Source organism: Klebsiella ornithinolytica NBRC 105727 = ATCC 31898 (assembly GCF_001598295.1).
In the GTDB taxonomy this organism is placed as follows: Bacteria; Pseudomonadota; Gammaproteobacteria; order Enterobacterales; family Enterobacteriaceae; genus Klebsiella; species Klebsiella ornithinolytica.
Genome location: NZ_BCYR01000010.1, coordinates 176677 through 188835 on the forward strand (window position 1 = coordinate 176677; position 12159 = coordinate 188835).

Annotated in this window: 13 protein-coding genes; 8 read left to right on the forward strand and 5 right to left on the reverse strand. The window is 58.3% G+C overall.

The genetic code is table 11. From position 1 onward, the window contains the following. Positions 1–43 precede the first annotated feature (43 nt). The 4 genes from ROR01S_RS19325 to ROR01S_RS19340 all read left to right on the forward strand — a co-directional run bounded on the left by ROR01S_RS19325 (position 44) and on the right by ROR01S_RS19340 (position 3753). Positions 44–850 carry a DNA-binding transcriptional regulator gene (locus ROR01S_RS19325; protein ID WP_064359801.1) on the forward strand — a complete coding sequence of 269 codons (807 nt, stop codon included), beginning with the start codon at positions 44–46 and terminating at the stop codon, positions 848–850. Between the two features lie 98 nt (positions 851–948). Continuing rightward, entirely contained in the window at positions 949–2010 is a 1062-nt protein-coding gene (locus tag ROR01S_RS19330; RefSeq protein ID WP_064359802.1) for an ABC transporter substrate-binding protein, read from the forward strand. Beyond that, complete coding sequence (locus ROR01S_RS19335; protein ID WP_064359803.1) at positions 2000–3004, forward strand: FecCD family ABC transporter permease; 1005 nt, start codon at positions 2000–2002, stop codon at positions 3002–3004. Before ROR01S_RS19330 ends, ROR01S_RS19335 begins: the two co-directional genes overlap by 11 nt. After that, a complete protein-coding gene (locus tag ROR01S_RS19340; protein ID WP_064359804.1) occupies positions 3004–3753 on the forward strand; it encodes an ABC transporter ATP-binding protein in 750 nt (249 codons plus the stop codon). Before ROR01S_RS19335 ends, ROR01S_RS19340 begins: the two co-directional genes overlap by 1 nt. On the opposite strand, the gene ROR01S_RS19345 is transcribed toward ROR01S_RS19340, so the two are convergent. The 4 genes from ROR01S_RS19345 to ROR01S_RS19360 form a co-directional block, all read right to left on the reverse strand. After that, a complete protein-coding gene (locus ROR01S_RS19345) occupies positions 3737–4477 on the reverse strand; it encodes a substrate-binding domain-containing protein (RefSeq protein WP_015584119.1) in 741 nt (246 codons plus the stop codon). The two genes, ROR01S_RS19340 and ROR01S_RS19345, sit on opposite strands and share 17 nt — an antisense overlap. 59 nt (positions 4478–4536) lie before the next feature. Next, positions 4537–5373, reverse strand: coding sequence for a shikimate dehydrogenase family protein (locus tag ROR01S_RS19350; protein WP_004863178.1), 837 nt, complete (start codon positions 5371–5373; stop codon positions 4537–4539). A gap of 11 nt (positions 5374–5384) precedes the next feature. Then, the gene (locus ROR01S_RS19355; protein ID WP_015584118.1) at positions 5385–6707 is read right to left on the reverse strand and encodes an MFS transporter; all 1323 of its coding nucleotides are present in this window, start codon (positions 6705–6707) and stop codon (positions 5385–5387) included. Positions 6708–6789: 82 nt separating this feature from the next. Continuing rightward, complete coding sequence (locus tag ROR01S_RS19360; RefSeq protein WP_064359805.1) at positions 6790–8643, reverse strand: bifunctional sugar phosphate isomerase/epimerase/4-hydroxyphenylpyruvate dioxygenase family protein; 1854 nt, start codon at positions 8641–8643, stop codon at positions 6790–6792. Positions 8644–8768: 125 nt separating this feature from the next. Here ROR01S_RS19360 and ROR01S_RS19365 point away from each other — a divergent pair, with 125 nt between their 5' ends. Then, complete coding sequence (locus tag ROR01S_RS19365; protein WP_004863188.1) at positions 8769–9407, forward strand: TetR/AcrR family transcriptional regulator; 639 nt, start codon at positions 8769–8771, stop codon at positions 9405–9407. A gap of 27 nt (positions 9408–9434) precedes the next feature. On the opposite strand, the gene fumD is transcribed toward ROR01S_RS19365, so the two are convergent. Then, entirely contained in the window at positions 9435–9650 is a 216-nt protein-coding gene (gene fumD, locus ROR01S_RS19370; protein WP_015584115.1) for a fumarate hydratase FumD, read from the reverse strand. A gap of 267 nt (positions 9651–9917) precedes the next feature. On the opposite strand from fumD, the gene ynhH reads away from it, so the two are divergent. The 3 genes from ynhH to lpp all read left to right on the forward strand — a co-directional run bounded on the left by ynhH (position 9918) and on the right by lpp (position 12114). Next, complete coding sequence (gene ynhH, locus ROR01S_RS27770; RefSeq protein ID WP_418325376.1) at positions 9918–10148, forward strand: protein YnhH; 231 nt, start codon at positions 9918–9920, stop codon at positions 10146–10148. A gap of 7 nt (positions 10149–10155) precedes the next feature. Further along, complete coding sequence (gene pykF, locus ROR01S_RS19375; RefSeq protein WP_015584114.1) at positions 10156–11568, forward strand: pyruvate kinase PykF; 1413 nt, start codon at positions 10156–10158, stop codon at positions 11566–11568. A 309-nt stretch (positions 11569–11877) separates the two neighbouring features. Continuing rightward, on the forward strand, positions 11878–12114 hold the full coding sequence (gene lpp, locus ROR01S_RS19380; protein WP_001082307.1) for a murein lipoprotein Lpp: 237 nt from the start codon (positions 11878–11880) through the stop codon (positions 12112–12114). Positions 12115–12159: the final 45 nt, after the last annotated feature.

Here is a 12159-nt window from a genome sequence, read left to right on the forward strand (position 1 = left end):
CCAGGTGCACATCATTGTTTATCTGGATATTAATTGAGGAAATATGCGCGAAAGCAGGCAGGCAGATTACAAAACGGTCCGCGGATTGAGTCGGGGATTATTGTTACTTAATTTGTTAAATAAATTCGATGGCGGGGCCACGGTCGGCACGCTGGCTGAGTTTAGCGGCCTGCATCGCACCACCGTCAGACGACTGCTGGAGACCTTGCAGGAGGAGGGTTACGTTCGCCGCAGTCAATCCGATGACAGCTTTCGTTTAACCCTCAAAATCCGTCAGCTGAGTGAAGGATTTCGTGACGAACATTGGATTTCTGCCCTCGCCACCCCGCTACTGGGGGAGCTGTTGCGCGAAGTGCTGTGGCCGACGGATATCTCCACCCTGGATGTTGACGCCATGGTGGTCCGTGAAACCACGCACCGCTTCAGCCGCCTGTCGTTTCATCGCGCGATGGTCGGCCGTCGGCTCCCGCTGCTGCTGACCGCCTCGGGGCTCACCTGGCTGGCCTTCGCCCCAGATCATGAGCGCCAGGCGATGATCGAGATCCTCGCGGCGCGCCCGGAAGAGGAGTATCAGCTGGCGCGAGAGCCGGAAAAGCTGGCGGCAATACTTGAGCGCACACGACGTCAGGGCTACGGCGAAAACTTTCGCGGCTGGCAGCAGGAGGAGAAAATCGCCTCCATCGCCGTACCGATCCGCTGCCAGCAGCGGGTTATCGGCTGCCTGAACCTGGTTTATATGGCGAAGGCGATGAGTCTTGAGCAAGCGGCGCAGAAATATCTGGCACCGTTGCAAAAAGTCGCCGCGCAGATCGAGTCGCGAATGACCGAAGAAGCGGTTTTTTACGAGTAAACTTGTCCTGAATGGGTAGACCGGCCGGTAAGAATTGCTTCCGCTAACGCTATATATTTTAATATACGACGATTCTTCTCACCTAACCGAGTCCACTCATGTCAAAACGACCCCGTTTGTTACCGGGGCTGACGCTGGTCAGCGCCTGCCTGTTTGCCGGTCATGCTTTTGCCGACCGTACCGTCACCGACCAGCTTGGCCGCGAGGTGACGCTTCCTGACCACATTACCCGCGCCGTCGTTCTCCAGCATCAAACCCTAAACCTGCTGGTGCAGCTTAATGCCAATGACGAGATTGTTGGCGTGATGAGCAGCTGGAAAAAGCAGCTTGGCCCTGCTTTCGCCCGCTTTATGCCGGGGATTGAACAACTGCCAACGCCGGGAGATTTAACCCAGGTCAATATCGAGAGCCTGCTGGCGCTGCATCCGCAGGTGGTGTTTGTCGCCAACTATGCGCCGCAGGCGATGATTCAACAGATTCAGAACGCCGGGATCCCGGTGGTGGCTATTTCGTTACGCCAGGATGCCGCGGGTGAAAAAAACAAAATGAACCCGTCGATGGCCGATGAAGAGCAGGCCTATAACGAAGGGTTAAAGCAGGGTATTCGCCTGATTGGTGCGGTGGTCGATCGCAAAGATCAGGCGGAAACGCTCATTCGCACCGCCTTCGCCGCGCGCAAAGAGGCCAACGCGCCGGTCGCCGATATCCCCGACAATCAGCGGGTGCGCGTCTATATGGCCAATCCAGACCTCAATACCTACGGCTCCGGCAAATACACCGGCCTGATGATGAAACATGCCGGCGCGCTGAACGTCGCGGCGGCCACGGTCAAGGGCGCGCGTCAGGTTTCACTGGAGCAGGTTTTACAGTGGAATCCGCAGGTGATCTTTGTCCAGGACCGCTATCCGCAGGTGGTCAAACAGATCGAATCCGACCCGCAGTGGCAAGGGATTGACGCGGTAAAAAATCACCGCGTCTGGCTGATGCCAGAGTATGCCAAAGCCTGGGGTTACCCGATGCCGGAAGCGCTGGCCCTCGGCGAGCTGTGGATGGCCAAAAAGCTTTATCCTTCCCGCTATAACGGCGTGGATGTTGATAGCAAAGCGCAGGAGTACTACCAGCGGTTTTATCGCGTGAAGTGGACGCCGGATGCTCAGTAATCGTCACCCGGCGCTGTTGCAAGGCGGGCTGGCGCTGGCAACCTTGCTGATTGCTGTCGCCTCGCTGTGCGCCGGCCAGTATCACCTGAGCCTCAGCGACGTATTCAGCCAGCTGGGACATCTGTCGCCCGCAGACGGCGTGGCCGGGCAAATTGTCTGGTCGGTGCGCCTGCCGCGCGTCATCATGGCGCTGCTGGCCGGCGGCGCGCTCGGACTGTGCGGCGCCACGCTGCAGGGCGTGTTCCAGAACCCGCTGGTAGACCCCCATATCATTGGCGTCACCTCCGGTTCCGCGTTTGGCGGCACGCTGGCCATCCTGCTGGGGCTGGACACCGTACTGATGATGACCTCCACCTTCGGTTTCGGCCTGCTGGCCTTAATGCTGGTATACCTGATTGCCGCGCTGCAAGGGCGGGAAAACACGCTGGTGCTGATTCTTTCCGGGATTATTCTCAGCGGCTTTTTCGCCGCTCTCGTCAGCCTGATGCAATATCTGGCCGATACCGAAGAGACGCTGCCGAATATCGTCTTCTGGCTGCTGGGCAGCTTCGCCACCGCCAGCTGGCACAAAGTGGCGATCATGGCGCTGCCGATTCTCGTCAGCACCACGCTCCTGATCGCGCTGCGCTGGCGAATCAACCTGCTGGCGCTGGAGGAGAGAGACGCGCGCGGTCTCGGCGTCTCGGTCACCGGGCTGCGCCGCGGCGTGCTGCTATGCTGCGCGGTGCTGGTGGCCGCACAGGTGGCGGTCAGCGGCAGCATCGCCTGGGTGGGACTGGTGATCCCGCATCTGGCACGGCTGCTGGTCGGCGCCGACCACCGCCGTCTGCTGCCCACCGCCTTCTGGCTCGGCGGCGGATTAATGATCGTGGTCGACGATCTGGCCCGCTCGCTGACCCAGGCAGAGATACCCGTCGGGATCATTACCGCGTTGCTCGGCGCCCCGCTGTTTACCTGGCTACTGATCCACTCACGTCGTCGGGGGATGGTCTGATGAACATGTCGCTTCGGCTGGCGGAACTGCGCTACGGCCACCGTCAGCCGCTCTTCCGGCCGCTCAGCCTGCAGTGCCTGCCCGGTGAAATCTGGGCGGTGCTCGGTGCCAACGGGCGCGGGAAAAGCACCCTGCTCGACACCCTCACCGGCGTGCTGCCGCCGCTTGGCGGGAGTTTCCACAGTGAAGGCGGGATAGCGATTGTGCCGCAATCGTTCCGCCCGGCGTTCAACTGGCAAGTGCGGGAGGTGGTGTTGATGGGCCGCGCCCGGCAAGTCAGTCTGTTTGCCCAACCGGCCGTTGACGATGAACTCCGGGTTGAGGAGGCGTTACGCCAGCTGAGCATCGCCGACCTCGCGGGCCGCGCGTTTCGTTCGCTCTCCGGCGGCCAGCAGCAGCTGGTGCTGATTGCCCGCGCGCTGGTGGGTGCCAGCCAGAATATCCTTCTGGATGAGCCCTGCTCGGCGCTGGACCTGTCCAACCAGCAGGTGGTGCTGCAGCTCATCAGCGACCTGGCCCATCGCCAGTCGCGCACCGTGATCTTCACCACCCACGACCCCACCCATGCCCTGCAGGTCGCCAGCCATACGCTGCTGCTACTGCCGGACGGCGAGTGGCTGGCGGGACGCTCCGGGGAAGTGCTTAGCGAGCCGCATCTGCAGCGCGCCTACGGCCTGGCGGTGCGTAAAATTGATTACCCCGGCTCAGACTCACCGCTGCTGGCGCCGCAGTTTACGATTCGGCGTTAGCCGGTAAAAAACCCGCGGCCTGCAGATACTGCTGCCCTTCTGCGCCGAGGATAAAGCGGCACAGACGCTGCGCCCCGGCGCTCTCGTCGAGCGTCGTCAGCTGATAATCAGCCTGGATATTCCACGGCGCCGGAATCGTTACCGTCCGCAGATCGTCGGCCATCGTCATCTGGCTGGCGTAATGGGCATAGCCAATAAACAGGTCGGTTAACCCTTCGCGGATAAGCCAGGCTCCCGCCGTCTCGCCCGGCGGGACGCTGAGCGACTGCCGTCCCCCGACCAGCTGCTGCGCGCGGGCCATCATGGCGCTGCCGCAGCCAGGGAAGCGGGCTTCAATGCGCTCAAACAGCTGCCAGGTATAGTCGCCGGACGGGTCGCAGCCCGGCGTCGATGTCGCCAGACGCAGCTGCGGGTTAGTGAGGAGCGCCAGCCAGTCGGCGCGGTCATCGCAGGCGGCGCGACGGGCGGTCAGCATCAGCTGGTTGCGGGCGAACGAATAACATTCTCCCGCCCGCCCGGCCTGGCGCAGCGCCTGGGGATGCTGACGATTGGCAGAGGCGAATACCGAACACGCCGCCCCGCCTTCAATACGCTCGCGCAGTAAACCTGCAGGACCAAAATGGGCCTCGACCCGAATACCGCTTTGCTGATGGAAACCTGCCAGCAGCGGGATAAAAGCCCCTTTCAGGCTCCCCGCCGCCAGCAGAACGACTGCGTTGGTCATCATGATGGCTCGCTAAATGCCCGGAAACAGAGCGATATATTAACCGGGCCGCCAGCGATTCAGTAGCGAATTTCCGCCAGTTCGCGCAGCTGTTCCGGGGTCGCTACCGGCAGGTTGAAGAAACGCAGATAGGCCGGGATCATTTCAAACAACATGTCGGTACCGCGCTGAACCGGACAGTCGCGCGCCTGGGCGGCCTGCAGCAGCGGCGTAAAGGCCTGGGTCATCACCACTTCCCCTACCCAGGTACCGGGCGTCAACCGCTGAGGATCGAGCGGCAGCGGGTCCCCCGCCTTCATGCCCAGCGGCGTGGCGTTCACCACCAGATCGTGCCCCTGCGGGTCACGCTGCATCAGGCTGATATCCAGCAGCGGATAGTGTTGCAGCAGACGAAGCGCCAGCGCATGCGCAGCATCGGCGTGGCTATCGTAGAGCGTCAGGGCGCGTACCCCCGCCGCTGCCAGCGAAGCCGCGATCGCCGACCCCACGCCGCCGCAGCCGACCACCAGCGCCCGTGCCCCCTCTGGCTGAAAGCCTTTACGCCGGATACCGAGCACGAAACCATCGCCATCGAACATATCGCCGCTCAGAGTGCCGTCGGCCTCGCGGCGAATGGCGTTGCAGGCGCCGGCAATGGTCGCCGTGGGGCTGAGGCGATGCACCAGCCCGCAGGTGGCAATCTTGTGCGGCATCGTGACCAGCGCACCGATAATATTGGTCAGCGTAAACAGCGCCGGAACCACCGTCGCCAGCGCCTCCGGCTTCACGCCCGTGGGCACCACTTTGACATCCACCTGCTGTCGGTCGAACCACGGGTTGTAGATCATCGGCGCCTTAAAACCACCGGTCGGATAACCCAGATGCGCGATCAGCTGCGTATTACCACTAATTATCATCCCCTGCTCCTTTACTGCGATAGCTCGATGCGTTTGACATCGCCCAGAATAAACAGATACGCCACGACGCCGAGCAGCGCCGCGCCGCCGATATAGATCAGCGCATAGAAGAAGTCGCCGAAGGCCGCGACGATAAAGCCAATCACCAGCGGCGTGAGGATCCCCGCGAAATTAGCGCAGAAGTTAAACAGGCCGCCGGTCAGGCCGCCCAGCCCTTTCGGCGCGATATCGGAGATCAACGTCCAGCCCAGACCGACCATTCCCTGACCAAAGAAGGCGAATGACATCACCAGAATCACCGCCAGATCGCTGCTCAGCCAGTTGGCGGAAATAATGCTGCTGGCCATCAGCAGACCGGCAACGATCGGCAGCTTACGCGCGAGGTTGGCCGAGCCGGTGGCCTTCAGCAGTTTGTCGGAGATCCAGCCGCCGAACATCACGCCGCCGGCGGCGGCAAGGAACGGCAGAATGGCAAAGATCCCCACCTTCAACCACGGCATATGGCGCGCGGTGGCCAGATAGGTCGGGAACCAGGTGAGGAAAAACACCAGTACCGTATTCCCGGCAAACTGACCGATGCTGGCGCCGAGAATCTGCCGTTTCCCCAGCAGTTGACGCACCAGCGGCCAGCTGAAAGCCGTCTGCTGGTCGCTCGCCGTCACCAGACCGCCGCCGTTGACAATATGATCTCGCTCCTGCTGGCTGAGGCGTTTGTCTTCATGCGGTTCGCGGTAGCAGCGCCACCACACCAGCGCAAACAGCACCCCGACCGCGCCGACGCTGATAAACAGCGCTCGCCAGCCGAAACTGCCCATGATCCAGAACAGCAGCGGTGAGAAGCAGGCCAGCCCGAGGTACTCCCCGACGGTATAGACCGCCGTTGCCTTGGCCCTCTCCTGCTGCGGGAACCAGGCGCTGACCACCCGACTGTTCACCGGGAAACAGGGCGCCTCGCTGACCCCCAGCCCAAAGCGGCACAGCAACAGGGTTTTCAGCCCTATCGCCATGCCGTGAAACAACGTAAACAGCGACCACAGCGTCAGCGACAGGAAGTAAGTCACTTTATTGCCGAAACGGTCGAGGAACAGGCCGCCGGGAATTTGCGCCAGCGCGTAGGTCCAGGCGAAGGCGGAAAACACGATCCCCATGACCGCCGCATCAATCCCCAGTTCGGAAGTTAAACTGGGGGCCGCGATGCCCAACACCGTCCGATCGAGGTAGTTAATCATCGTGCCGATAGCCAGCAGCGTGAGGATCCCCATTCGCCGCCGGGAGCGCGGCACGGCGGTCGCGGCTTGCGCCGCTGCCGTGTGATTCTGGCTGTACGCGTTCATAGTCGTTTTCCTGTCATAGGGTGCAGATGAATGTTGTTATTGTATTGACGATGTTGTGCTCAACGAACCATTTGATACATCACTAGCTGTATTGCATTGCCGACAGGCGAACGGCGGCATTTGCCGCACCGTACAGGGCATAGCCATCGCGTCTTTCGGTCAATTCGAAGAAAAAGCGCCCTGCCGAGAACGGGCGGGTATAAAGGTGGAGGAACTCCCCGCCGCGCGGATCGCGGTCATAGAGAATGTGCAGACGTTGCAGCGTCGCGACATCCACCGCCTCGCCATAGCGCGCCAACAGGTCATCATAGTAATTAGCCGGAATCGGCAGCGCCTGACGGGAGACCTGCGGCAGGGCGTCGAGGGTCTCCGGCAGGTGATGGCAGGCAAACGCCGCGTGCTGCAAGCCCGCCCCCTGATAGCAGGCCACCGACCGGGCAATCTGGGTGGCGCGGCTCTGGGAGATATTCAAGGCCAGGCGAATATTGCCCTGCGGGCTGTGAACCGCCAGGCTGCGCACCAGACCATACGGATCCGGCAGCGTCTGTTCATGTTCGAGGGTGAAACCAAAGACGGTGCGGAAAAAGATAATCCAGTTATCGCGACTTTCCGCCTCCATTCCCAGCGCCAGATGATCGATGCCGCGGTAGTCATCGCGCAGCGCCGGCGCGTCATGCAGATGAAAATCGCGGGCGTAGATATCGTCACCGGCTTCGATTAAATAGATCAGGCTGCCGTCGGGGGCGCAAATCGCCGGAATCGGGCTTTCATTTGGCCCGGCATCCCCTTGCCAGGTGGCGTAACCATAGGCGCGGGCGCGCTCAACAATCGCCGCGCTGCGGCTGACGCGCAGCGCCATTGCACACAGCGAGACCCCGTGGCGCTGGTGAAAATGGTCGGCCCAGCTGTGCGGCTGGGAGTTGACAATCGCTCTTGCCCCGCCGTTACGCCACAGCGCCACCTGTTTCGAACGGTGGCTGCCTTCCTGACAGAACCCCAGCTGCGACAGGCGCTGGCCGAGAGCCTGCGCTTCCGCTGGGCTGGCGGCAAATTCGATAAATTCCAGGCCGAGATAGTCCGGCACTGTCGCAGCGTGAAACAGCGACGCATCGCTGTCCTCCAGCCGCCGGCGGGTCTGCTCTTCCAGCCATTGCAGCGAGCGGTAGCCATCTTTCGCCGTTGCGCCGTTCGGCGACGCGCGGAAGCCATCATTGAAAATTTCCAGCGACCACGGGCCGCGGTAGCCGCAGCGGGTCAGATCACAGGCAAAGTCCACCAGCGGCAGCTCACCCTGCCCCGGGAAACAGCGGAAATGGCGACTCCATTCGAGGACATCCATCTTCATCAGCGGCGCATCCGCCAACTGCAGGAAGGTGATTTTGTCCACCGGGACTTCAGGCAACCGCTGCAGGTTGTCGCCGCGGGCCAGAATATGAAAGCTGTCCAGAACGATCCCCAATGCCGGGCTGTTCACGCTTTTCACCCGTTCCCAGGCCTGATACCAGCGGTTGACGTGCGTTCCCCAGGCCAGTGCTTCATAGCCGATGACGATCTTTTCCTGCTCCGCCAGCGCCGCCAGCGCGGCGAGATCCGCCACCTGCAGCGCAACATCTGCGGAACAGTCCGGCTGCACATTGCTGCACAGGAGCAGTGTGTCGCAGCCCAGCTCATGCATCAGGGCGAATTTGCGCTTCGCCCGCGCCATATTCGCCGCAAACTGGCTGCGGCTGGCACCTTCAAAATCGCGAAAGGGTTGAAAAAGCGTGATTTTTAGCCCTAAATCAGCCGCCAGATTGCGAATATCCGCCGGCGTGCCGGTATAATAAAGCAGATCGTTTTCAAAGATTTCGACGCCTTGATAACCCGCAGCCGCAATAGCATGGAGCTTTTCGGGCAAGGTGCCGGAAATCGAAACGGTAGCAATAGAGCGCAGCATAGGTCCTCGTGTCATCAACAGACGTGAGTCCTGAATATGTATCATTTGGTTCATTTGCGCCATACACGGTTGCTAATTTGTGATCATTATGTGTATTTTTTGTCTCTCAGAAAAAAGGAGTGGTTATGTCTGTCGTGGCTCATGATGAAGCACAGTCCCTGAAGGAGCGGATTTTCACCGCCGCGATCGTCGTCTTTGCCGAACACGGGCTGTCCGGGGCGCGCATGGAACAAATTGCCACCGAGGCGCAGACAACTAAACGCATGGTGGTTTACTACTTTAAGACGAAGGAGCAGCTGTACCAGGAGGTACTGCAGCATGTCTACGCGCGCATTCGCGAGACTGAACAGCAGCTCGGGCTGGAACAGCTTCCGCCGGTCGAAGCGCTGGTTCAGCTGGTGCGCTGGAGCGTGCGTTATCACGCCACCCATGCGAACTTTATGCGGGTGATTTGTATGGAGAATATGCAGCGCGGGAAGTGGTTACAGTCGTCAGGGCAGCTTAAGCCGCTGAATCGAACCGCCCTGTCGATTCTGGAGGATATTCTGCAGCGCGGGCAGCAGCAGGGAATTTTTCAGGAGGGTCTGCAGGCGCGGGATGTCCATCGCCTGATCAGCAGCTTTAGCTTTTATCAGGTGTCGAACTTTTACACCTTCAACAGTCTCTTCCTCGACGACCCTTTGCCGGCTATCGACGATGAAGAGATGGTCGCCCACCACTGCGATATCGCGGTGAAAGCGGTCGTGCGTTTCGTGATTTCCTGAGCCTGCGCGATCCGCGCGCCGGGAAGGTTAATCGTGTCCGGATAAGGCGTGGATCACCTTCGCCATCGCTTCTTTGGTCAGTTCAGAACGGGCGATTTTCGGGTTAGCCAGCGAGGTCCGTACCACCCCGGCGATCACGATATGTTTTGGTTCCTGGCCGAGATCGCGCATTTCAAGCACCACTTTCCCTACCACCCGGCACATTTCCTGGTACAACTCGTCGTCTTTGGCTTTATTTCCCATTCTTGTCGACTCACAAATTATCATTATCAATCAAATTATTATTGATATGTTTTCGTGATAAATCAAACCAGCGCACTTTTTTTGCGCCAGTGCGCTGTTTCCAGCGGCTAACCGCGAGCAAATCCGCGAAATAGCGGCGTTGATTTTTGTCGGCTGGTGAAAAAATGTGTTGCGGAGAAGATTTAGATTAGTTTGAGTTTTGTTACATTTTTATGGGAAAGAATGAAACGTCGTTTTCATTTTCTTTTTTTGTTCCAGCGTCGTATAATGCCCACCGATTCTTTCTTGAATGGTTTCAGCACATTGGACTGCACAACTAAACGCATAAAATACTGCCTCTTTTCATGGGCTGAACCGCCAGCACACTTTCTTCTGCACGCTCTTTTGTTGTCACCTATTCTTAGAGCGTGGCATAGCAACTTTCGCAATACAGGTTTGACTCCACGGCCGTGCGCCCACGGAGCGAGATTTCCATATCCTTCACAACTTAAAGACTAAAACTTTCATGAAAAAGACCAAAATTGTTTGCACCATCGGTCCGAAAACCGAATCCGAAGAGATGCTGTCCAAAATGCTGGACGCGGGCATGAACGTCATGCGTCTGAACTTCTCTCACGGTGACTATGCTGAACACGGTCAACGCATCAAGAACCTGCGTAACGTGCTGAGCAAAACCGGTAAGACCGCGGCTATCCTGCTGGACACCAAAGGCCCGGAAATTCGCACCATCAAGCTGGAAGGCGGCAATGACGTCTCCCTGAAAGCCGGTCAGACTTTCACCTTCACTACCGATAAATCCGTCGTCGGCAACAACGAAATCGTCGCCGTGACCTATGAAGGTTTCACTACCGACCTGTCCGTCGGCAACACCGTTCTGGTCGACGATGGTCTGATCGGCATGGAAGTGACTGCCATTGAAGGTAAGAACGTCATCTGTAAAGTGCTGAACAACGGCGACCTGGGCGAAAACAAAGGCGTTAACCTGCCGGGTGTTTCTATTGCCCTGCCGGCGCTGGCGGAGAAAGATAAGCAGGACCTGATCTTCGGTTGCGAGCAAGGCGTTGATTTTGTTGCTGCTTCCTTTATCCGTAAGCGTTCTGACGTCGTCGAAATCCGCGAGCATCTGAAAGCGCACGGCGGCGAAAACATCCAGATCATCTCCAAAATTGAAAACCAGGAAGGCCTGAACAACTTCGACGAGATCCTCGAAGCGTCTGACGGCATCATGGTTGCTCGTGGCGACATGGGCGTTGAAATCCCGGTTGAAGAAGTTATCTTCGCCCAGAAAATGATCATCGAAAAATGTATCCGCGCGCGTAAAGTGGTTATCACCGCCACCCAGATGCTGGATTCCATGATCAAAAACCCGCGTCCGACCCGCGCAGAAGCCGGTGACGTTGCGAACGCCATCCTCGACGGTACCGATGCGGTTATGCTGTCTGGCGAATCCGCCAAAGGGAAATACCCGCTGGAAGCGGTCACCATCATGGCTACCATCTGCGAACGTACCGACCGCGTGATGACCAGCCGTCTGGAATTCAACAACGACAACCGTAAACTGCGCATCACCGAAGCCGTGTGCCGTGGTGCGGTAGAAACGGCAGAAAAACTGGAAGCTCCGCTGATTGTTGTCGCGACCCAGGGCGGTAAATCTGCGCGCGCCGTGCGTAAATACTTCCCGGACGCCACCATTCTGGCGCTGACCACCAACGAAACCACGGCTCGTCAGCTGGTGCTGACCAAAGGCGTGGTGCCGCAGCTGGTTGACCAGCTCTCCTCTACCGATGATTTCTACATCCTGGGTAAAGAACTGGCGCTGCAGAGCGGCCTGGCGCGTAAAGGCGACGTGGTTGTTATGGTCTCTGGTGCGCTGGTCCCGAGCGGAACCACCAATACAGCCTCCGTACACGTGCTGTAATAATTTACAGGTTAATTCGTTTTTTAAAGGCGCCTCTTCGAGGCGCTTTTTTTTTATTCAATCACTAGCTACTCTTAATAAAAATGCAAATCGGAATTTACTATTTAATAAGAGATTATCTAAGATGAATCCGATGGAAGCGTGCTGTTTTCACAAAGATTTTTAAACTAATCTGCCAAATTCGATGTTTCTTTGAGCGAACGATCAAAAATAAGCGTATTACCGTAAAAAAATATTCTCATCCCAAAAAAGTTTGTGTAATACTTGTAACGCTACATGGAGATTAACTCAATCTAGAGGGTATTAATAATGAATCGTACTAAACTGGTACTGGGCGCGGTAATCCTGGGTTCTACTCTGCTGGCTGGTTGCTCCAGCAATGCTAAAATCGATCAGCTGTCTTCTGACGTTCAGACTCTGAACGCTAAAGTTGACCAGCTGAGCAACGACGTGAACGCAATGCGTTCTGACGTCCAGGCTGCTAAAGACGACGCAGCACGCGCTAACCAGCGTCTGGACAACCAGGCTACTAAATACCGTAAGTAATAGTACCTGTGTAATAAAAATGGCGCACATTGTGCGCCATTTTTT